At 43.4% G+C, this 24404-nt stretch carries 13 protein-coding genes; 8 read left to right on the top strand and 5 right to left on the bottom strand.

Features of this window, described 5'->3' with window-relative positions:
- From DQQ10_RS19725 to DQQ10_RS19710, 4 genes are all read left to right on the top strand, one after another.
- Complete coding sequence (locus tag DQQ10_RS19725; RefSeq protein ID WP_245970477.1) at positions 1-3117, top strand: SusC/RagA family TonB-linked outer membrane protein; 3117 nt, start codon at positions 1-3, stop codon at positions 3115-3117.
- A gap of 12 nt (positions 3118-3129) precedes the next feature.
- The gene (locus DQQ10_RS19720) at positions 3130-4716 is read left to right on the top strand and encodes a RagB/SusD family nutrient uptake outer membrane protein (RefSeq protein WP_112748669.1); all 1587 of its coding nucleotides are present in this window, start codon (positions 3130-3132) and stop codon (positions 4714-4716) included.
- A gap of 26 nt (positions 4717-4742) precedes the next feature.
- Positions 4743-6158, top strand: coding sequence for a hypothetical protein (locus DQQ10_RS19715; protein ID WP_112748638.1), 1416 nt, complete (start codon positions 4743-4745; stop codon positions 6156-6158).
- A gap of 114 nt (positions 6159-6272) precedes the next feature.
- A complete protein-coding gene (locus DQQ10_RS19710) occupies positions 6273-8540 on the top strand; it encodes a glycoside hydrolase family 95 protein (protein ID WP_165824023.1) in 2268 nt (755 codons plus the stop codon).
- A 1-nt stretch (position 8541) separates the two neighbouring features.
- Here the strand turns inward: DQQ10_RS19710 and DQQ10_RS19705 are convergent, their stop codons facing one another.
- From DQQ10_RS19705 to DQQ10_RS19695, 3 genes are all read right to left on the bottom strand, one after another.
- Complete coding sequence (locus tag DQQ10_RS19705; RefSeq protein ID WP_112748668.1) at positions 8542-12672, bottom strand: hybrid sensor histidine kinase/response regulator transcription factor; 4131 nt, start codon at positions 12670-12672, stop codon at positions 8542-8544.
- 125 nt (positions 12673-12797) lie between these two features.
- Positions 12798-13709 (bottom strand): retropepsin-like aspartic protease, encoded by a 912-nt coding sequence (locus tag DQQ10_RS19700; RefSeq protein ID WP_112748636.1) that lies wholly within the window; start codon positions 13707-13709, stop codon positions 12798-12800.
- 270 nt (positions 13710-13979) lie between these two features.
- The gene (locus DQQ10_RS19695) at positions 13980-15668 is read right to left on the bottom strand and encodes a S8 family peptidase (RefSeq protein WP_245970476.1); all 1689 of its coding nucleotides are present in this window, start codon (positions 15666-15668) and stop codon (positions 13980-13982) included.
- Positions 15669-16143: 475 nt separating this feature from the next.
- On the opposite strand from DQQ10_RS19695, the gene DQQ10_RS19690 reads away from it, so the two are divergent.
- Positions 16144-19284: a caspase family protein gene (locus DQQ10_RS19690; RefSeq protein ID WP_112748635.1), complete on the top strand. Its 3141-nt coding sequence runs from the start codon at positions 16144-16146 to the stop codon at positions 19282-19284.
- A gap of 75 nt (positions 19285-19359) precedes the next feature.
- Here DQQ10_RS19690 and DQQ10_RS19685 read toward each other — a convergent pair whose 3' ends face one another.
- A complete protein-coding gene (locus tag DQQ10_RS19685; RefSeq protein WP_112748634.1) occupies positions 19360-20796 on the bottom strand; it encodes an aminotransferase-like domain-containing protein in 1437 nt (478 codons plus the stop codon).
- 42 nt (positions 20797-20838) lie between these two features.
- Positions 20839-21483: a hypothetical protein gene (locus DQQ10_RS19680; RefSeq protein ID WP_133259704.1), complete on the bottom strand. Its 645-nt coding sequence runs from the start codon at positions 21481-21483 to the stop codon at positions 20839-20841.
- A 74-nt stretch (positions 21484-21557) separates the two neighbouring features.
- On the opposite strand from DQQ10_RS19680, the gene DQQ10_RS19675 reads away from it, so the two are divergent.
- The 3 genes from DQQ10_RS19675 (at position 21558) to DQQ10_RS19665 (ending at position 24281) form a co-directional block, all read left to right on the top strand.
- Positions 21558-23681, top strand: a complete 2124-nt coding sequence (locus DQQ10_RS19675) for an FUSC family protein (protein WP_112748632.1) — start codon at positions 21558-21560, stop codon at positions 23679-23681.
- Positions 23682-23805: 124 nt separating this feature from the next.
- On the top strand, positions 23806-24009 hold the full coding sequence (locus DQQ10_RS28000; protein WP_112748631.1) for a hypothetical protein: 204 nt from the start codon (positions 23806-23808) through the stop codon (positions 24007-24009).
- An 86-nt stretch (positions 24010-24095) separates the two neighbouring features.
- Complete coding sequence (locus tag DQQ10_RS19665; RefSeq protein ID WP_112748630.1) at positions 24096-24281, top strand: CsbD family protein; 186 nt, start codon at positions 24096-24098, stop codon at positions 24279-24281.
- Positions 24282-24404: the final 123 nt, after the last annotated feature.

Genomic DNA, 24404 nt, shown 5'->3' with positions numbered 1-24404 from the left:
ATGATGAGACAAATCTCCAGAAACTTAATTGTTTCTGTTGTTCTCCTATTGCTTGTAGGTACCACACTACAAGCACAACAGGTGATCACTGGAACGATCAGAGATGTAACCGGTGCTTCCATGCCTGGCGTCAACGTCCTGATCAAAGGCACCGCTAGCGGTACTTCGACAGATGTTGAAGGAAAATTTTCCGTTCAAGCTCAACCGGATGATGTTTTGGTAATCTCTTTTATCGGATACCAAACGCGTGAAATTACGGTTGGACAACAAACCACTATCGACGTGTCTCTCGAAGAAGATCTGACAACACTCGGTGAAGTCGTCGTCGTTGGATACGGTACGCAAAAGAAAGTGCTAAATACAGGCGCTAATCTTCAAGTAAAGGGCGAAGATATTTCGAAGCTCAGTACAACAAACGCATTGCAAGCATTACAAGGACAAACTCCAGGTGTACAGATTTCGTCTTTGTCGGGACAACCAGGATCTGGAATGCGCGTGGTAATTCGCGGTATGGGTACCAACAATGGATCAGGACCACTCTACGTTGTTGACGGTGTATTGACTGGCGATATTAATTATCTCAATCCTAACGACATTGAGTCAATTACTGTTTTGAAAGATGCAGCGTCTGCCGCGATCTACGGATCACAATCGGCGAACGGTGTTATTCTCGTGACTACAAAAGGTGCTAGTAAAGGAAAGTCTCACATCACCTTCGATTCATTTATCGGCGTGCAAAACGTTGCCCGCAAAGTAGACATGCTCGATGCTCAAGAGTATGCAACCATCATGAACGAAGCTGCGGTTAATTCTAATAAACTGCCATATTTCACCAATGATGAAATCGCCGCATTAGGAAAAGGCACCGATTGGATGGATGAAATGTTTGTCGATAATGCGAGCACACAAAATTATTCGTTAAGTGCATCTGGCAACTCGGAGAATTCTTGGTACTCAACGTCTATCGGCTATACGTTACAAGAGGGTGTTGTCGGTGGAAGAAGTCTTTCTAACTACGAGCGTTATAACTTTAGAATTAATTCGGAGCACAAACTTTACAAAGACATTGTCAAAGTGGGGCAGAATCTCACTCTTTCTTATGTTAAGAACAAAGGTGTTGGGGTTGGCAATCAATATAACAACTCACTCCGTGGCGCTTTCAACACAAGCCCTTTCGTTCCCATGTACGATGCAGAAGGAAACTACTTCGACAATAGTAATTCGGAGTGGAACAACGGTGAAGCCAATCCTTATGCGACGATGGTATATGGGAATCAGAATAACAACTTAAGTCAGAAAGTGCTTGGGAATTTGTTTGCAGAAATTTCTCCTTTGAAATCAGTAAAATTCAGATCTACACTTGGTCTAGAATATAACACACATGAAAGCAACAGCTTTACACCCGAATATAAGCTATCGATCTACACATTTAATGATGTGTCAAGAGCAAGTCAATCCATGGGAAGGTACACATCGCTGCAATGGGATAACTTGTTGACGTATGGCTTCGATGTTAAAGAGCACCATTTCGATGTTATGGCGGGTAGTTCAGCGATTCAAATTAGAGCACTGGGATTGTCGGCGACAAATGCAAGTTTGATTTTTAATAACCTTGAGCAAGCATGGATTTCAACGGCAATGAACAGAGATGGTACGCGCATCACGCCGCTCACTGGTGGACCAGACGACGATGTGCTTGAGAATCGACTCTCTTTCTTTGGTCGTCTAAACTATAACTTGGGTGAAACGTATTTGTTTAACGCCACCTTCCGTGCAGATGGTTCATCGAAGTTTGCTTCGAACCAGCGTTGGGGTTACTTCCCTTCTGTGTCGGCAGGTTGGGTAATTAGCAACGAAGATTTTCTTGCGGCAACTTCAGCGTGGATGAACTCATTGAAGATTCGTGCGAGTTGGGGACAAGTCGGTAATCAGCGCGTAAGAAGCTTCCAGTATATTGCACCAATTCAATTCAGCAACGTCAACTATTCATTTGGCGATAAAGAGGGCACGCTTACCGGTGGTGGATATCCAAATCGTTTGCCTAACCCCGCGCTTGGTTGGGAAACCTCTGAACAAACCAATATCGGATTTGATGCAAAGTTTCTTTCCGGAAAGCTTAACGTGAATTTCGATTGGTACATGAAGAAGACGAAGGACCTCATTATTGCGGCACCAATTCTTGCTACTGCAGGCGCTGATGAACCATTTATTAACGGTGGCGATGTCACCAACAAAGGTATTGAGGTTGCATTGGCGTATACCAGTAGCGTTGGCGAACTCAATTACACTGTGTCGGTGAACGGCGCGTACAATCAAAATAAGGTGGGTGTGATCCCCAATGCAGATGGAATCATTCATGGCCAAACGAATCAGTTATTCGACAATTCTGGGGAATTCTACCGCATGGAGAATGGAAGACCGATCGGATATTTCTGGGGACTGAAGACTGATGGTTTGTTTCAAACAGAGGAAGAGGTTAACAATTACTTGTCGGGCGAAGGCAAGAAGATACAACCTGACGCACAACCTGGCGACGTTCGTTATGTTGACAGAAACAATGACGGAGAAATCAACGATCAAGATAGAACGCTTATCGGAAATCCAAATCCTGATTTGACATACGGGTTCTCAATTTCTGCAAACTATAAAGGTTTCGATTTGTCTATCCAAGCGAATGGTGTCGCCGGAAATCAAATCGTGCAATCATATCGCAATATGGCAAACCCATTGGGTAATTACACCAGTGCGATTTTAGACCGTTGGCATGGCCCGGGATCTTCAAACAAAATCCCACGTGTTACAGAAGACAATAGAAACTGGACTACATTCTCTGATCTCTATATCCACGACGGCGACTTTTTGCGCATCAGCAATATCACACTGGGCTATGATCTCGCCAGAGTTGCACCGAAAGGACTACTAGGACAAGCACGTTTATATGCTTCAGTCTTAAATGCTTTCACGTTCACCAAGTATGAAGGAATGGATCCTGAAGTCGGCTACGGAATCGACACCAGAGAGAATGGTGTTCTGGTTGATGCAATGTCGCAAGGTGTAGACTTAGGTTTCTATCCTCGCACACGTACCTACCTCATCGGTTTGAATGTTAAATTTTAATTTCTGATGAACATGAAAAAACTAACGATATATCTATACGCACTCGCGCTTTTGACGATGAGCGCATGTTCTGACTTCTTGGACAAAGAACCTGTTGTGATTGCATCGGACGTGAATTTTTACAAGACACCCGAAGATGCTTACAAAGCACTTGTCGGTGCATACGATGGATTGCAAGGTGTGTGGGCTAACGGAATGGCACTGCCGATTGCTACGGAAGTAATGTCTGATAATACTTTTGGTGGCACTGGAAATGCAGATGGTTTTGGATATCAAATGATCGATGAATTTGATAAATCAAGATCAACAGCTGATCAGAATATTTTTCAAGCGAATTGGATCGCTTACTATGCAGCGCTTTACCGTTGCAACGTACTCATCGGGAAAATGGATCAAATAGAGTGGGGTACTAAAGAAGAGCTTCGTCCAATCTATGAAGCAGAGACGCGGTTCCTCCGCGCTTATATGTATTTCGACATGGTGCGCTTGTGGGGAAATATTCCTTTGCTCACAGCACCATCGAGAGACAATATTCCGCAAGCAGATCCTGATGCTGTATATGCAGTAATTGCGGAAGATCTAACCTACGCCGCTGCAAATCTCCCGGCAACAACCTATGCTTCTCAACCTGTTTCGCAACGTGGTCGTGTAACGAAGTGGGCCGCGGAGGCGCTTCTTGCCAGAGCTTATCTATACTATACGGGATATTATGGCAAGACAGAGCTTGCTGGTATAACGAAAGCACAGGCATTGGCCTATGTAGAAGATGTTATTGCAAACAGCGGTCATGATCTTGTCGACGATTTCTTCAAACTCTGGCCTGCTGCATCTATCGAAGAATACGCTGGAGAAGATAACAAGGAAACGATTTTCGCGGTGAAGTATACTTATACTTCTGACTATAATGGAAACACTGACGGTAATCATTGGATGGTGATGTACGGTATGCGCGATCAGTTTAGTTTTCCTTATGGAAACGGTTGGGGCGGCGCGACAGTCAATCCGAAACTTTGGAATGCCTATGACGCCAATGATACACGTCGCGGTGCTTCAATCATTTCCATTTCGGCCGAAGATATCGACTATGAACACGAAGCGAAACAACGTGAATACACCGGCTACTATAACAAGAAGTACGCCCCAATGGTGGACGAAGAAGGTAACAGCGTTGCTGTTGAAAATGGTGCTGTAAATTTTATGATTGGCCAATTCCAGGATTACGTTTCTATTCGTTATGCTGATGTACTGCTGATGGCTGCGGAACTAGGAAGCGCAAACGCGCAAGCCTATTTTGACAAAGTGCGTCAACGTGCCTTTAAAACAAACTTTGTACAAGTTGCCGTATCTCAGGAAAATATTTTAAAAGAACGTCAGCTTGAGTTTGCGCTTGAAGGTATTCGTTATTGGGATCTCCTCCGTCAAGGGGTGCCAACGGCTGCAGCGATCATTGCCGAAACAACAACGGTAAAGAATGGCGGTATTGCAACAACGAAGACAATTACGGCGTCGAAGATTGAATTGACAAAAGGGTTGCAACAAATTCCGACCAATCAGATCAACCTCTCCAGTAATGTCTTAAAGCAAAATGCAGGCTGGTAATGCGTCATCAATTTAAAATAGCAAGTATGAAAAAACTTAATAAGATATTTTTTGCAATCCTTGGATTGGTGGTGATAGCGACGTCGTGTCAAGATGATCACGAACTGGGAGATAAGCTGGATAAGTCTGAAGTTAATTTTCAAGTGATTCAAGACTTCGATGGTACACCTGGTGGTAACACCGTATACCTGATTAACAACACACCTGGAACAGTTTCTCTTTGGGATTATGGAACTGGTCGCTCTACACGCGCGGCAGATACGATCGACTTTGCGTTTAAAGGTGATTATGTTATCAAACTTTCTGTGCTTACATCTGGCGGTCTCGTGGAACTTGATCCTGTAACGATCACCGTAACTGATGATGATCTTTCGAAAGTGACAGATCCACTGTGGACGTTGCTCACAGGCGGGGTTGGTCATGAAAAAACCTGGGTCATGGATGCTTATGAAACACGTATCTCGAAGTACTTCACTAGCCCAATTTATTTCGCAGGTGAATCGAATGTGAATAGTGTGTTCGAAGATGATGTTCTTAAATGGACAAAGGTGTGTAGCGAGCCGGGTGGTGCCGACGCGATTTGTTTTGTATATGAACCAAATTGGAAAGGTGATACGTGGGTGGCAGATCCAGCAGACTATGGACAGATGACCTTTAGTTTGGACGGCGGCGCAACGTTAACAACTGACCATAAAGGCATCGGCGGAAAGAATACAGAGTCGGGTACTTATTTCTTGAATTCGAAGACGCTGATGTTAACGACAACCAATGCTACACCGCTTGCAAATTCATGGGCGCCAAATGATGTAACAACAATGAATTCTGCGAAAATTGTTTCGCTCACAGAGAGTACAATGCAGTTGGCTTTTAAAAACAAAACGAAGACTGAGTACATCATCGTCAACTATGTGACGAAGGAATACAGTGACAACTGGGTTCCACCAAATCAACCAGATCCCAATTTTGACCACGGCGATCAAGAAGAAATTTTGTCTGTAACACCGACAAAGACTTGGAAACTTGATCTTAACGTTCCTTACAATTGGGCTAACCTTCAAGGTGAGATGCTTAACAACTGGAATAGCCGCGCTGACATTGTAGCATCAGGTTGGGCGCCTTATGGCGATGGTGATGTTGCTAATATTGATAATGCAGCCATTAGTTTTTCAAGTGATGGAAAAGTAGTGGTGACGCAAGACAATGGCGCAACGCAATCGGGTACTTACACGGTCGACGAAGAAACAAACATGATCACATTTTCTGGAATCACGCCTTCTATTAACATTGCTTCGTGGGTAAATGCTACCACTGGGGACGGAAATAAGTGGAAGATTGTAAAGGTTGAACGCGATGAACTTACCGATGCTGTGGAAGGTATCTGGTTCGGAAAACGTGATCCTGAAAAAGCTGAATACATGGTTTTCCATTTTGTGCTACGATAAAATTTCTCATAAACCTAAATACGGGGCGTGTATATGCACGCTCCGTTTTTTATTTTTAAGTATTAACAAACTTTGATGGGCATAACAAAATCATTTCTCACAATCATTTTTTGTGTGACTGCATTACTCGGTTTTTCGCAGACTGCAGCCGATACCAAAATTTGGTTTAATCATCCTGCGTTGAACTGGAATGAGGCGCTCCCTGTCGGCAATGGAAGAATTGGTGCCATGATTTTCGGTGGCATCGAAAGAGAACGCCTGCAATTGAATGAACAATCGATCTGGTCTGGGAACAGAAATGATTTTGTGAATCCGGCTGCTGCCAAATCTTTAGCGAAGATTCGTGCTTTACTTTTTAGTGGTCACTACAAGGAAGCGGAGCGGCTTGCTCAGCAAACGATGATGGGTGACAAGAAAATTCACAGTAGCTATCAAATGTTGGGCGATTTAGTGCTTGAATTTCCAAAACAAAATGATGTTCACAGCTATCGACGTGACCTTGACCTCGGTACCGCCGTGGCATCTGTTAGCTATGGCGTGAAAGATATTTACTATCGACGTGAAGTGTTCTCTTCAGCGCCGGATGAAGCGATAGTCTGTAGATTAACCGCGTCAAAACCAGCGTCGATATCTTTTGATCTTTCTATTGCACGGCCTGGGAATTTTCAAAACGTTTTATACACCGATTCGGAGATCGAAATTTATCACAAGGTTCAACCCGAGGGTGTAACGTTCGCTGCAAAGATTAAACTTGTTGTCGAGGGTGGTGCAGTGGAGAAAGTCGGGACAGTGCTTCGTGTGAACGATGCAAACTCTGTAACCGTCGTCATTACCGCAGCGACAAACTATTTTGGTGTTGATCCGAATATTGTCACACGCAATCAACAAAGTGTAGCACAATCAAAAACATTCGATGAACTAAAAGCACGACATGTCAGCGACTATCAGACATATTTCAATGCGTGTCGTTTTTCTCTTGATGTTCCGAGTCGAAGCAGTTATCCGACAGATGCAAGATTGCTTGCCTTGAAGGATGGTCTTTCGGATGAAAAACTTTTTGAACTCTATTTTAACTTTGGTCGGTACTTGCTCATTAGTAGCTCACGTGCTGGTGGACTACCCGCAAACTTGCAAGGCCTTTGGGCTGATGGTCTAAATCCGCCGTGGGATGCCGACTATCATATCAATATTAACATTCAAATGAATTACTGGCCCGCGGAAGTAACAAACTTGTCATCACTGCATGAACCGTTCCTCAATTATCTCACGGCCTTAAACACCGATGGTAAAAAGACAGCAAAGAGTATGTACGGCCTGCCGGGTAGCGTCGCGCATTTTACATCGGATGCGTGGCACTTCACTGAAACATATGGACATCCGCAATGGGCAATGTGGCCCATGGGACTGGCGTGGAGTGTGCGACATTTTTGGGAGCACTATCAATATGCAGGAGATGAGAAGTTTCTTCGAGAAAAAGCGTACCCGGTGATGAAAGACGCGGCAACATTTTGTGCTTCGTGGCTTGTTAAGGATCCTGAGTCAAAGAAATTAGTCAGTGGCCCTTCTATTTCACCAGAGAATACGATCAAAACAAAACAAGGTGAAGTGGCTACAATGGTTATGGGACCGACGATGGACCATATGATTATTCGTGATCTATTCTCAAATGTGATTGCCGCATCGTTGGTGCTGAAGGCTGACGAAAATTTCAGAAAGCAACTTCAAGGGAAACTGGCCTTGCTGACACCAACAGCGATCGGTGACGACGGTCGCATTATGGAATGGTCGAAAATATTTGAAGAGCCGGAACCTGGGCATCGTCACATCTCACATCTTTATGGCTTGCATCCTGCAAATCAAATTACGTCGAAGGATACTGCGCTCATGAAGGCTGCACGCGCAACAATAGATTATCGTCTTGCACATGGCGGCGGTCACACAGGATGGAGTAAAGCATGGATTATCAATTTTTTTGCGCGACTGCTCGATGGAAATGCGGCGCACCAAAATCTTACTTCGCTTTTAGAGAAGTCTACACTACCGAATTTGTTCGACAATCATCCACCTTTTCAAATTGATGGAAATTTCGGCGCGACCGCAGGTATCGCAGAAATGCTTTTACAAAGTCATGGAGATGAAATTGTACTTCTTCCAGCATTACCAACGGCATGGCCCACTGGGTCGATCAATGGCGTTTGTGCGCGAGGTGGATTTGAGTTGAATGTTTCATGGAAGGATGGGAAGCTGGATTTCGTCGAAGTGCTTACGAAACTTGGCAAGCGTGCCACGCTTCGCTATGGTTCAACAACATATCTGCTTGATGCAACGACTCCAGGTCAACAACTTTATTTAGATGGGATGTTGAAACCATCGCACAAATAATTCAGCTTGATGACGCCTTGCGTTTTCGAGCTGCATACGAAGACGGCAGTTCATGATATGCCTCTTTAAAATATCGAGCGAAGTATTTTGGATTGTTGAATCCCACAGCATATGCAACCTCGGACACCGTCAGTTGACTTTTTTCAAGTAATTGTGCTGCATGTTGAAGTCGAATTGTTCGGATAAATTCCAGCGGTGACTTGCCAGTGAGCGACAATATTTTTTTGTAGAAATTGGCGCGACTTATGCCCATCTGACGACTGAGGTCTTCAACGGAAAAATCTGCATTACCAACATTTTCTTCTACATATTTAATGGCGTTCTCAATAAATTTTGAATCAAGTGATGTGATATTGAGTTCGCTTGCTCTCACTTCATGATGTAAGGGAAAAGCTTTATGGAAATTTTCACGCTGTGTAATCAGGTTTCTTATCCTTGAGATAAGTATCTCAAAGCTGAATGGCTTCGTGATATAATCGTCGGCACCTGTTTGAAGACCTTCTAACTTTTGTTCCTCCTCTGTTCGTGCTGTTAAAAGGATAACCGGAATATGTGATACCCGTTGGTCTTGCTTGATTTTTTTGCACAACTCCATCCCGTTCATCTCCGGCATCATTACGTCGCTCACAATAAGGTCCGGCAGCTGTTGTAATGTTTGTTGCCATCCTATTAAGCCATTGGCGGCATCAATAATTTTGAATTCAAATTTTAAGTTGTCTTTAAGGTAGAAACGGAAATCTTCATTGTCTTCGACCAATAATATCGTGGGTTTATGGGTTGCTGCAACATCCGATTCTTGATTGGCAAACGGCGCCGTGAGTGTTTCTTGTATTTCAACTTCGTTGACTTTAGAAATGTTAGTTTGTTCGAACACTTCTGTAATGGGTAGACGAACCGTGAAGGTACTGCCTCGATCAACGTCACTTTCAACAGTGATTGTACCACCATGTATTCTAACAAATTCTTTCGTGATCGATAATCCAATACCGCTACCTTGGTTTACGATACTTTTTGGTAGCTCATTTTGAAAGAACCGATCGAATATTTTGTCAAGTTTATCCGCTGGGATGCCGATGCCGGAATCTGTTACCGAGATGATCAACCATTTTTCTTTAGCAGCGTCATCTAATGAAACATGAACTTGTACTTTACCCGTTTCGCGCGTGAACTTGAAAGCGTTTGAGAGAAGATTGAATAGTATTTTCTCAAGTTTATCTTGATCAAACACCGTTTCGAGAGAAGGTAGATCTGTATCGATATTGAAAGCGATATTTTTTTTCTCCGATAGATCTGAAAATGATCCTGCAGTCTCGCGAATAAATTGGATGATGTCGCCTTCGGAAGGATTAAAACGAATTTCTTGAACTTCCATCTTTCGGAAGTCTAGCAGTTGATTCACTAAATTCAACAGTCGTTTGGCATTGCGTTGAATTAATCGGAATTGATTTTGATGATCGACGTCGGTAGTTTGACGGAGGATTTTTTCAATGGGCGTTAATATCAGCGTTAGCGGCGTTCTAAATTCATGGCTCACATTGGTGAAAAATTTAATTTTCATCATATCAAGTTCATGCATTCGTATCGCTTCTTGCCGCTCTTGTTTGATGGCGAACTTCATGCGCTCCCGCTGCTGAATTAATTTTCGAGTGATGAACAATGCGAGCAGTAGTAAAATGAAGTAGATAAGGAATGCCATCCTCGTTTTCCAGAATGGCGGAAGAATGTGAATATTTAAAACTGTTTTCTCATGCGACCAAACACCGTCATTGTTCGCGGCTTTAACTTTTAATACGTAGTGACCAGGGTCAAGGTTGGTGAAGGTGAGCTTACGCGATTTGTTGTCGGCTTTTAACCAACCGCCATTGAGTCCTTCGAGCGTATATAAATATTGATTTTTCTCTGGATGAAAGAAGTTTAGTGCAGCGATTTCAAAGGTGAAAAAGTTTTTGTCATACGGTAGCGTTATTTCTTTTGTTACGGAAATGGATGTAGGCAGTAGGGGCTTACCGTCAATCTGTTCACCCGGCCTAACACGCTGTTGAAAGAGTTGAAATTCAGAAATAACAACGTCTGGTTCGCGTAAATTTTTACCGAGTTGTTCAGGCTTGAATATGTTGAAGCCGTTAGCACCGCCGAATATCAGTTCACCTAAGTCAGTTTTACAAGCAGCGTTTTCATTGAACTGCTTTCCTTGCAATCCATCTGCTTCATCATAGTTATAGAAAGTGAATTGTTTTTCTGCGTTATTTTTTCCTATCACAAGATGAGAAATTCCGCTGGGCGTACTCATCCATAAATCACCATAGTTGTCTTCACGAACGGTTAAAACTGTATTACTAGGAAGTCCATCGTCGGTTGTAAGGACAGTAAACGTCTTACGAGCGTTATCAAAATAGTTCAACCCGCTTTTTGTTGCAATCCATATTTGTTCACGTGAATCTTCAAAGATGTCGAGTACACCATTGTCGCTTAAACTGGTCGAATCTTTTGGGTTTGCTTTGTAATGAATGAATCGGCCGGTTTGGCGCATCAAGACATCGATGCCTCGCGCTGTGCCGATCCACAAATTCCCTGCTTTATCTTCATGAAGCGCAGACACGTAGTTGTCATGAATGGAGTTTGTATCTCCTGGTTTGAATTGCGTAAAGGTTTCTTTCTTTCGGTCAAACAAAACTAATCCTTCACTTAAAGTTCCAATCCACAGTTGAGCACGTGAATCTTCAAAAAGTTCCCAAATGTTGTTGTCGGGTAAACTCTTTTCATCACCAACTTTATGCTGATAGCGTTTGAATTTTTTTCCGTCAAAGCAGTTCAAACCACCATAGTATGTGCCGATCCAAAGTTTTTTGTCACTGTCGATAAGCAAGCTCACAATCACATTGTTGCTTAAGCTATTCGGGTCGTTCGGATTGTTTTTGTATTGTGTAAACGTGTTGTGCTTACGATTGAAGTATATGAGTCCTCCGCCGTTTGTGCCAATCCAAAAATTTCCATCGTCGTCTTCAACAAATCGATTAACATCCGAAAAGGGGATGCTGGTGGGATCAGCAGGCGAATTTTTATAAAGTTTAAAACGAATCAGGTTCTCATGAAAATAGCTTAGTCCTTTTTTATAGGTACCCACCCAAATGATACCGTCACGATCTTTATATAATACATTGATACTGTTTTGTCCGAGACTCTTGTCGTCGTCATCACGATGAAGGATATAACGAACCGTATTATTCTCTTTGTTGAATACATTAATTCCCCCGTGGTCAGTAGCAATCCAAATCTGGCCGCGATTATCTTCCAGCAAACTCCTGACGATGTTATTGTTCAGCTTGATATCCGGTGAACCTTGATAGCCATGTCGAAAACGGTTGGTAGAAACATGATAGCAATACACACCCGCCGTGCCGTTGGCAGCATACATCCAAAGGTTACCTTCACTGTCGCCGTATATCCTGTAATCGAGGTTAACGCCCTTATTTTGTTGGTGGAGAAAATCATTGCGATAAAGGACTCGACCCTCTAACGATATCTGTTCGAAGATCCCGTTGCTATGGATGATCCAGTATTTGTTCTGCGTTTCGGCAAACCCTGTTACGGAATCGGTGGCAATTGTTTTCGGATCAGAATCACGATGTTTGATCTGCAGTGCGTTTCCATTCTTCAAGCTGTAGCGATATACACCTCCCGCACGATAGATTGTCCAAAAATTTTGGGATCGATCTCGAATGATATCGCTGAGTGTTTCGTCGGGAAGGCCATAAGATCCTAAAATTTTAGAAGAGGATTTTTGGAAACGCTCCGTTTTTGGATCGTAAATATTGAACCCCGTCGGTGTAATGATGCCAAGTTTTCCTCCCGGGAATGACGTAATCAGTTTAATGTAACTGTCGCTAATCGAAGTTGAATCGCGAGGATCGTTCACAAAGGTGCGTACCGTATATCCATCGAAGCGGTTAAGGCCTGCGGTTGTACCGATCCAAAGAAACCCGGTTTCATCTTTAAAAAAACATGTCACCTCATTATGCGTCAACCCTTGGTCTACCTGCAGATGCTGAAAGCGATAGTCGTAAGATTGTGCTACCGCGTTGGTGGCCCAATACAGCACGAAAACATGAAACAAAGTGAAGTGCCTTTTCATCAAATCATCCGCTTGGAAAAACACATTAATATTAGAGACATCGCAGCAAAATGCAATGATCTTTTATCACTTAATGTACCAAGGGGATGATTTAAAAATGAGGGATGTCGCAGAATGAAAATGGTTTACACTTTTTTAAAGCCAGCGTAGCCTTTGCAATAATTCAGTACGATGCTGTAATCTTTTAATACATCCATTCCGATCGATGCGTAATTATGCCACGGCGATTGAATGATGCCGGTGGAGAGATTTTTCATCTCGAAATTACTCACGATCAACTTTTCTGTAGTTGTTACCAAGCCATGAATCTCGCCATTCAAGCCACGTCCAAGTAGCGCTCTTCTTCCGTTATAGGAGTATTGGTCGATGTCCGTAGTTTTTAGCAACAATCCTAATGCAGAGCCGGTGTCGATCATCAAATCACAGATATGTGTTTTGTCTTTCGTGAACACCACACGACAATCAATCAAGGGCCTAGAGTCTTCGACTCGGATTGGAACTTGTTGAAATTCGGATGAAAGTGTCGCTGAAGCGGCTGGTCGGAACGTGATCATCTGGGTTGACGGATTGATTTCTACTTCGAACTTTGTGAAGATGTCATAGCCGATAACACCATGAACTTGGTCGAAGGTCTGAAAGAGGTTTCTCTTTTCTATCACAACAATCGGAATTTCTTCGCCGATCACTTGATCGATGGATACCTTATTATGAAGCGAAAGTTTTCCGACAACAGCGCTACCAGATCCAAGACCAGAAAATTGCACAACCTTTTTCGGGTCGAAATTTAACAGTTTTTGGAAGCGCTTTCCAAAGAGTACGAGGTTTCGACACCCTGTATCTAAAATCAAATTGATGTTGATACTATCATTGATGGTGACAGGGAGAACAATAAGATTGTTTGCCATCTTGTAACGAAATGATACTTCTTCGATGGGTTCCGGAATGTAAAAACCAGGCCGTGGAGCTGAGAACGAAGTGAAGGTGAACAAAATCACCAACACTATGGGGAGGAAAAAAAACTTTATGAACGCCTTCATCACTTACTGCATTTGTGAAGAAAGCTACATGTCTACTGAAAGCGGCAGTACACGCGTTAAGGCTGATTTTATTTCACTTCAAAAAGTCTACTATTTCAGTTGGGTTAGAAGGTTACAGCCAATGTCGGTAGATGAATCGGTAATTATGAAATTTGTTTATCCCTTTAGACGAGGTATTTTTTCATTTTTGCCAATGAAAAAAGGTGCAGAAATTTTTCGCTGCACCTTTTTTATACTGGTTTTGTATCGTAAGCGGACGTTTTGTGTACGCTATTTCGAAGCGGGTTGTTTTTTATACTTCATCGCAAGTGCCACAGCGTCGTACGCGTTCACCAATCCGCCTGTGCTGCTTAACTCACTGAAGGAAACTTCATCTTTACCGCCTGGTACCACCACCTTCAAGCCATCGAATTTACGTGTCGATTGACGCAAGATGTCTTTTACTTCTGCAGCCGTAAGGTCTGGGAAATATGACATCAACATCGCTGCGACGCCCGACGTTGCAGGACATGCCATACTTGTTCCTTGGAGGTCTTCATATTGATTGCCTGGCGTTGTCGAATAAATTTGTACGCCTGGTGCAAAAAGATCAACTGATTTTTTTCCATAGTTAGAGAAAGAGCCAACGAAGTCTTTGTCTTTGCCCCAAGCCGATGCGCCAATTTCAAGCCAGTTCTTTGCATTTCCACCAGCGCTGAAATCACGGTTCGGAAAATTATCTTTTTCGTCGAGGTTGTCGCCGTCGTTACCAGCAGCGTGAATCAATAACACACCTTTCGATTCTGCATATTTTACGGCTTTGTCTACTAACTCTTTGTTAGGCGAAAATGATTTACCGAAACTCATGTTGATGATTTTCGCGCCGTTATCCGCCGCGTAAATGATTGCGTTTGCAATATCCTTATCACGTTCATCACCATTCGGCACAGCACGTATAGACATGATGCGAACATTGTCGGCGATACCGCGGATACCCAATGTATTTTTGCGATCGGCGCCGATAATTCCAGCAACGTGTGTTCCATGCTTTGCGTCAGGCCCCTCTACATCGTTGTTGCCATAACCTTTCTGTGTAAGATTTTTTGGATCATCACCCACTACTGTACGTGGATTAAATTCTGTGTTGTAGCCGTATTCAACAGCAACACGAAAATGATCAATACCCTCTTGAATTTGAGCGATGTTTTCTTTCAGCATAGCCACCAGTTCTTGACCGGTTAGCTCCACTTGAAGTTGACTTCCCACACGGTCCATGATCTGCAACAAAGATTCCTTCGCGTAATTTAACGTGTCGTTGCTTGTTGTAAATCCTTCTAACGACTGCTTCGTTGTTGGTTTCCCCATGCGTGCTTCCAACAAACTGTCGAAGTAGCTAAGGTTCTGGTGAAGCGCAGTGTATTGCTCATAATACTTCTTGTATTCGTCGTATTGTTTTTTGTTGTGGCTAAAGTCGTTGTCGTATTTCTTCTTTACTTTTTTCCAGTACGCATATTCAGCTTTGTCTTTCTTTCCAACTTTCGTTGAATCGATAGATTCAAACTTGGGTTTCAAGCGCGCGTATTCTCGCGTCACTTCGTAGGTGTCTTCTGCAACGTTGCCATTTTTTCCACCAATAAAATTCCATCCGTGGATATCGTCAACGTAGCCGTTTTTGTCGTCGTCGATATTGTTTCCGGGAATCTCGTCTTCGTTGATCCAGATAATATCTTTCAGGTCTTCATGCTCAATATCAATTCCGGAATCAATTACGGCGACCAAAACAGTACGTGAAGGTTTGCCCTTTAAAAGCGTCTGATATGTTTTTTCGGCGCTCACGCCCAACAGCGAATCTGCTTCAGGATCGCGTAAAAACCAGTCTTTCGGGGTGGAAATGGCGTCCTGTGCGGAAACGGTCACCGTCGTCGTCAACATCAGGGCAGCGGTCCACAACATTGCCCTGTTTCCTTTATTAATACTCATAATTCATTGGTTTTCAATTCAACTAGGATGCAAGATAGCTTGAGTATAGTCAAAATCATGCGCATTTACACTGGCGGTCTCCTCTGCTCAAAAATTTACAAATCCTCAACCGATCTTACTTCTGTGCTGGAAGCGACGACTATAACCCGTTCGCCGCTCGGAAACAGGCCATCTTTGTAGAACCAAAACCAAACACTACGAATATGATTTTAGTCTTTATCTCAGTAATTGGATTTTTTGGTGTCTTCTTCTGGCAGGTGGATAGGTTGAACAATGCTGTGGAGCGCCGGGATGTAGCGAAGAGTAATGACAATTACCTTTGGCCTCACAAGGTGACTAAACACGCATAATTCGAGCCAATCTTATTTTTTACCGCCACGTAAAACCCTCCTTTATAAGGGTTTTTTACCTGCGAAACGTAATTCGCAATCCCCATAAAATTTAGATAACTTTACCCAGTTATCCCGGAAATTTTATGGCGCGCCTCAATACTTTTTTCTTCTTGATATTGGTAGCTATTTCGTCGACCGCCGTCGCGCAAGCTCCTCGTATCGTGATCAATCCTTTAGGTCACTCTGCCAAAATTAACAACCTGTTGTTCACGCCCGATGGTACGCGCATTATCTCCGTGTCGGAAGATAAAACCATTCGCATCTGGAACGTTGACAATGGCGAGATGACTAAGAAATTTGAGTCACAAGTTGGTGACGGCTCAGAAGGTGTATTGTATGCCTCAGCCATATCACCCGACGGAAAACTTCTTGCTGTAGCAGGTTACCCTGTGAGCACAGAAAAAGAAAATTATATTGTCTTAATCGATATCGAAAAAGGTGTTCAAGTGGCAACAGCTGTTGGACATTCTGAGATCATCACTACGCTTGCGTTTAACAAAGATGGTCGCTACCTCGCCAGCGGTAGCGCCGACCGTACCGTGAAGGTTTGGAAGATTGAAAATAAGCCTGCCCTAACTTCTGTAGCTACACTTACAATTCCTTCGCCTGTTGCATGCGTGTCGTTCAACAGTATCAACCAAGAATTGGCGGTCGCGCATGAAGCCAAAGACATTCTCATTTTTCCACTGATCGGTCTTGACCAAGGTGTGGCGAAGTTTATGCCTAAAGTGTTGAAGCACCACAAAGGTGTTTTGAATAAACTACTTTATTCTCCCGATGGTAGTTATCTCGCTACAAGCACGCTGATGAATGAAATGTGTCTCTGGCAGCGAAATGATAAAGGCGAATGGCATGTGATGGTAGAATTCAAAAGCACGCCACAGCCGACTGAGCGCGATGAACGCGATAGTGAGATGATCACGAGTCCCATCAATGCACTTGCTTTTTCTTTTGACTCGAAAATTTTGATCGGATTAAATGTTTCTGGAAAAGGTTTCAGCTGGTCTCTTCCCAAGGGAACGCTCTTTACAAATTATACGGCGCACGATAACACAGTTTTCAGCGCAGCATTTTCACCGTCTACCAGTGGTAACTACGTAGTGGCGTCTGCAGGCGGTATGAACAATGAAATTTTATTGTGGAATCCAATCAACGGACTGACTGTACGACGCATCAAAGGTAAGGGGAGTGCCATTCAAGATCTTGCCTTTGGAGAAGGCCTGAATCTTTATGTATGTCGTGAACAAACGGCCAATGGTAAGCCGCAGTTTAAATCGAGTTTTGATTTTGCATCACTTACTGTCAATAGAAATCCTGGTGCATTAACATCCACTGCGAAAACACTGAATAAAGATGTTGTTCAAACGGCTGTCAATGTTCTTGAACTTCCCAAGGGAAAGGTTATAGAAATTGATCCGAGTGACCGCATCCTGGATTATCAAGTAATGGCCGACGGCAATATTCTTGTTGCGAGTGATTTTGCATTGAAACTTTTTGATAAGAATGGATTCCTCAGCAAGGAATTTGTTGGTCACTATGGCGCTGTGAGAGCAGTTGCTGTGACTGGTGATGGAAAGTATTTAGCGTCGGGCGGTGAAGACCAATCGATCATTTTATGGAAACTGGATGAGACAGGTTATGCGCCGTCGCTTCGCAAAGTTTTTGCCGACGAAGATTGGTCGAATTTCTTTTCTTCACTTCCCATCGATTCACTCACGAAGGAACCAACAAAAAAAGCATGGCGCGATGTCATGGACTTCTTGAAGACACATGGCAATAAGGCCTATAAAGATTTGGAGATTGCATACAAATCAATGGGAGAGATGGTCATACCCTTTGCTACGCTCTTTCTCACGGAAGATAACGAGTGGGTTTGCTGGACACCTCGTGGTTATTTTTCATGTTCATCGTCGGGTAGCCAGTATTTTGGTTGGCACGTGAACCGTGGCATAAATCACCTCGCGGATTTCTATGCTGCAGAACAATACTTCGAAATACTGTATCGCCCGAAGGAGATGGCGAAAAGTATTGTGCAAGGTAAACGTGTCGAAGATATCTTACGGGAATCAGGCGAACGTATCTTTGACCTTAGCAAACTGCATAGACCCTCCGTTGGATTTTTTGATATTTCTGTAACGATGCGACAAACGGATCTGCTGCGTTACGATAAGGGTAAATTCTTTACGCAAGCCAGAACGATACCAATCACGATCGATGTTTACGACGGCGGTGGTGGCATTAAGGAAATCGACATCTATCAAAACGATAAGCTAATCATTAGCGATACAGAATTTAAAACCAAGGGCGAAGGTCAAAAGATGTCGAAGACTTATGCTGTGGAGATGGTGAACGAGACCAATGAGTTCCGCGTGAAGGTTGTTAATTTTCAGCGCATTGAATCTAAGCCAGATATTTTGACAATCGACTATACCGGTGAAGCGATTGCTACTTCGTCGTTGCATGTTCTCGCTGTGGGGATCAACAAATATCAGAACGCCGCATACAACCTGAATTACGCGCGTGGTGATGCGGAATCTTTTGTGAAGGCGTTGGAAAATCATGGTAAAACAATTTTTAAAAGCGTGAATGTTGTTCCCGTGTATGATGAGGATGCAACAAAGGATCATATCGTGACAGGCTTTAAGTCGATCATCAATCGCGCGAAACCAGAAGATGTTTTTGTTTTCTATTATGCGGGGCACGGAACGCTCGACGAAGAGAAGAACGAAGAGTATTACCTTGTGCCGACGGACATCACAAAACTTTACGGCGATCCCACACAATTGACCGCGAAAGGAATTTCTGCCACAGAATTGAAGGGCTACTTAACACAACTGAAATCTCAGAAGCAAATAATCTTGATGGATGCTTGTCATTCGGGAGGAGCGCTGAAGTCATTGAACGTTCGTGCTGCGGCAGCTGATGAAAAGGCTATCGTTCAGTTGGCAAGAAGCTCTGGCGTAGTGATGATCGCATCGAGTGGATCGAAACAATTTGCAACCGAATTTGAGCAACTGAAACACGGTGTATTTACGTATGCATTACTTGAGGCACTCGACGGCAAAGCAGACAATGGTGATAAAAAGATTACGGTGAATGAAATTAAGCTGTACATGGAAGAACGTGTTCCCGACCTTACCAAACAATATGGTGGACAAGCGCAGTATCCAACAGGTTATATCACTGGAAACGACTTCCCAATCTCAGTGATGGAAAAGAAATAAGATTAACGATTAACGATTAACGATTAACGATTAACGATTAACGATTAACGATTAACGATTAACGAAACATAACCATCAACGACCTCCGAAATCCCGGACTAATTTTCCCAAGGTTTTAATGCCTTCTTCAATTTTTTCGCTCCACGGGTCTCCGTAGCTAATTCGGAAGCAGTTTTCGAATTGCCCTTGCGCGGAAAAGATCTGTCCAGGGGCAATGCCGATGTTGTGTTTCAGCGCTTTCTTATGCAGTTTAAATCCATTGACTTTCTCATTCATTTCGATCCACAAAATAAAACCTCCTGTCGGTCTAGTCACGCGCGTGTCTTCTGGGAAGTATTTGCAGACAGCTTGCATATATCGGAGTGCTTGTGTGTGCAAAGCTTTCCGAAGGTGTCGAAGGTGTAGCTCATAGCGGCCGTTCTCTAAAAAATTAGCAATAGCCGATTGTGCGAGCGTATTGGTTGAGACGGTGTGCATTCTTTTCAGGCGAATTACTTTCTCTTTGAATCTTCCGGGAATAGTCCATCCAATGCGATAGCCCGGCGCCAATGATTTTGAGAATGAACTGCAATGCAATACCAATCCTTTTTTATCGAAGCTCTTGCATGTCTTTGGGCGAGTCTTTCCAAAATACAGCTCGCCGTAAATGTCATCTTCGACAAGTGGAATTTCTTTCTTCGCCAACATATCGACGAGGCGCTTTTTATTTTCGTCGGGCATACAACTGCCTAATGGGTTATTGAAGTTCGGTACAAATAGACAAGCCTTGATATCAAATCTCGGGATAGCTTGTTCTAGATAATCGAGGTCTATTCCTGTCTGTGGGTCTGAAGGAATCTCCACGACTTTTAGTCCATGACTTTCCATCACCTGGAAGATTGCAAAATATGTCGGGCTTTCGATCGCGACAGCATCGCCAGGTTTGGTTATCGCCTTAATGCAGAGTGAGAGAGCTTCGACACAGCCCGCCGTGATGATGACATCGTCTTCGTTAATTCTACCTCCCCAATTAAAAGCTTGTCTCACAATTTGCTTTCGGAGGGGCAGGCTTCCTTGCACATGCTCATAATTGGTACAACTTGCGTCCGTTTCGCGCAACGTATGCATTACTGCTTTGTTCAGCTTTGCGATTGGTAGCAACGAGAATGACGGTGCTGCCATGGAAAAATTCAAGAGCTTTTCAGAACGAAGATCGAGATATACACTGTTGATCATGTCATCAACACCAACGGGCAAAGCATCATCAATAGGGTCCGACACGCGCGGGAGATCTAAGACATGTTCGGGAGAATATTTTACATAATAGCCACTTTGAGGACGCGCCTCGATCAACCCTTTACTTTCTAAATAGTAATATGCTTGGAATGCAGTACTCAAACTGATTCCTTGTTCTTTGCTCAAAGCTCTAACCGAAAGAAGCTTGTCACCAACTTTCAAAATGCGTTTGTCGATCAATGACTGAATGCGATCGGCAACTTCGCTATACTTGTGATCTGTTTTTAAATCAATCATAGCAATAATCAATATCCATTTGTCGTCGATCTGTACCGATCGCTATACCATTACGAATTTTTTCTTCAACAATGCAGCTACTTCGGGTGGTCCAGAAAAATACTTACCAATAAAGTCATCAATTTCACCAAGACTTTGTGCGCTCAAAAGCGACGACATTTCTTCCATTGCGGCAAGCGATAACGCAAACGGCATCGCGGAAAACACCAAGTTCTTGCCTTCACATTGAGCAACGAGTTGGTACTCGCTACTTTCTGAAATCGGCGTGCGCTTCACGGCGCATTTACCAATCCAGTTGGCGATGTCATCGGTTTGACCCAAAAGATCAAAGTGTCGCTTTTCAAAATTTACATTCGACTGGAAATATGCACTGATCCTTTCGCGCGATTCCACGCTTAACGATTCATGCATTCGAATAGCGCAAAACATACACATCGCATATTCAAAGATAGTTTCAACGACATTCATCTCCGGATGTTGCTTCACCGCTTTTTCAATCATGTACGGCGTACCTTCGTCGAGTAGATATTGATTGCACATGAGGCAATGATCAAATGGTTTTCCCGTATCTGACGCATGAAACGTTGGCGGTATTGGAACGAGTTTTGGATCTTGATTTTCTTCAGCCATAATGTGTGATGGGAAAGAAACAAAGGTAGTAGTCCCATGCATCTGAACAAAGTTCATTTTTCAAACGATGTTGAAAATAGTAAATGGTGTAGGATGAGATAATTTTCGAATGATACATTACTTTTACCGAAATGGTTAGTGGTAGAGATTATTTAAGAGAGGTTCAGAAATTTACAACAAGTCAATACTGGAGCACGGGCCTGCGAATAACGGCTGGCGTGATGTTACCAACGTTCATCATGGCTAGGATGGACTGGCTAACGTTGGGGATGCCATTTCTATGGGGTGCGCTTTTCGTCAGTATCACCGACATGCCTGGTCCCATTCATCAACGTAGAAATGGAATGCTTGCGGCGATTGCACTGAATACCATCGTTGTGTTCATTACCATTTTGATTCGCGATTATCCAGCGCTGCTCTTGCTGGGCGTTACGCTGTTTAGTTTTTCGCTCGCGTTGTTGGGCATCTATGGTGCTCGCGCGGGGGCCGTTGGAACGCTCGCGTTGGTAATCATGCTTCTGAATTTCGTCTCCCGTTATGACGAAGAACAATTTCTTCTGCGTGAGGTTGCTTTGGTGGCGGGAGGTGGATTGTGGTATACAATGCTGAGTCTAATGCTCTACCGACTTCGACCATATCGATTGGCAGAGCAGGCTATTGGTGAGAACTTAATAACGATTGCGGACTACGTAAAAGCGCGCGGTTCACTTTATGGTCAAAATGCAAATCTTCATGACTGCTTTCGCCGAATTATGCTTGCGCAGGTTGAGGTTCGCCGTACGGAAGAGCAAACACGCGACCTGCTCTTCAAAACAAGACAGTTTGTAGCGGATGCCAGCCCGAAAAGCAGAAGTATGATGATGCTTTTTCTTGATGCAATGGACCTGTTTGAAAGCAGCTTGAAGTCGCATCAGCAATATGAATCTCTTCACAAGAATTTAAAGGACTCTGAAATCTTGGTGAAAATTCACGGTGTGATTCTTCAACTTGCCGCGGAGATTGAGCATGCCGGGTTCCGGATCCAATCGGGTGTGGCGATAAAAAAGAATATTGATCTTTCTTCAAACCTCTCTGCGATAGAGGTGCTGATTAAAAGTCCGCAATATGATTTATCAGCCGCGGATGTTCACGCGCTGTTAGGTACGCTTGAGAATATTCGTTTTATGGCGAATGGTTTACAACGCCTTGTGTTATATAGCCGAAATGAAGTCGATATTTCAAAGGCAACTTCGAGTATTGAGGAAGTTGCAAAGCAGGTCTCTGCCCAGCCCATTGACTGGGACACACTTCGTGAAAACTTAACACTTTCGTCGAATCATTTCCGCTACGCACTGCGGCTTACGCTTGCATTAATTGTTGGCTATCTACTCTCGTCATTGTTGTCGCTGTCTCACACCTACTGGGTTTTGTTAACGATCCTTACCATTCTTAAGCCGATCTACACGCAAAGCAGAAAACGAAATATTGAAAGATTGAGCGGTACTTTTTTTGGTGCTTTCCTTGCGCTGGGGATGCTCGCGGTGGTGACCAATACGGCTATTCTATTGGTGGTGATGATACTGTGCATGCTCTTAGCATACAGCTTCTTGCGGGTGAACTACTTCACTTTCGTTTTTTTCTTGACATTATTCATCATCATTACTTTCCACTTTTTAAATCCGGGAGAGATTTCACATTTGGTGAAAGAGCGTGTGATCGATACCTTGATCGGATCAGTGATCGCGGCCATCGCGGCAAGATTCATTTTACCGCTGTGGGAGCATGAGCAGATTGAGGCCTCACTTGCCGAGATGATCGCTGCGAACCGACAATATTTTCACGATGTTTGGACAGCTTCAACGTCAGACGAGCACGGCCATTTGACAGGACGACCACAGTCGCGATCAAAAGCAATTGTCGCATTGGCGAACCTCTCCGATAAATTTCAAGCGATGCTTGTTGAGCCTGGTCAAAATGGAAATTCGGTAGCGATCCATCAGTTAGTTATTGCTAACCACATGCTCACGGGGCACATCGCGGCCATTCCGACCGGGCTTCCGAAGTCGGCGTTTGCAAATGATCACCTCGATCAACTCGCGTTGGCGATTGAACAAGAATTGACTCATGCCGAAAATCAGCTGCTGCATAAAAGCACACCTTCCGATAAAATGCCCATCAAGGTTTCGAATACCATTACGCAATCGGCAAATCCGCTGGGTATCGTTTACGCTTTAGCACACGATCTCCGTAGAATTTGTCAGCGCATGCAGACGTAAGATTTGCACAAAAGAAAATGAATAGATGTTGCAATGATTTGTTGAAAAATCAGGATATTTAATTGAGAATTGTCGCTTAGGAAAAGCGGTTTTTCTAGATTGGTTCACTCCTTTTTTTGAATTGATGGAATTTATTCTACTCACTATTTGGAAGAGCATCGTCATTATTGCTGGACTCGTGTTCATCACCATTGTAGTCTTTCGCAGTTCTTCACGTATTGTTCGCTTCCTAAAACGAAGATTTTCTCCTAAGAAACGTTCCGCTAGTCGCAAGCGGAATGCCTCAAATCCCGCAAGCTATTCTACAGCGGTAATCGAAAAGATTTAGTTTTCACAACGTCCATTTATTTGGCATCAGTTTTTTAAGCCATAATACAGGATGCTTTCGAGCATTTTTAACTAAAATTCTGTTTTATGGAAAAGCTAACAATCAAAGGTTCCTGGAATGAGATGAAGGGAAAACTGAAGCAAAAATACGGTCAACTTACCGATGATGATTTAATTTTTGCAGAAGGTAAAGAAGAAGAGTTATACGGACGCCTGCAAAAGCGACTCGGTAAAACCAAAGAAGAGATCCGCAAGGAAATCGAAGAATTCTAGTTCTTAAATAGGCGACTGATTGAATGTTGAATTCGTGTAGGACGTAGTAGGTTTAGGTTTGTTCAAAATTCAATTGTATCCGCCGGCACTGCATTGCGTTAAAACCAATGCAGTGTTTTTTTT

This window comes from Pseudochryseolinea flava, from assembly GCF_003286915.1.
Taxonomy (GTDB): domain Bacteria; phylum Bacteroidota; class Bacteroidia; order Cytophagales; family Cyclobacteriaceae; genus Ohtaekwangia; species Ohtaekwangia flava.
This window is presented reverse-complemented; position numbering and strand designations above follow the sequence as displayed.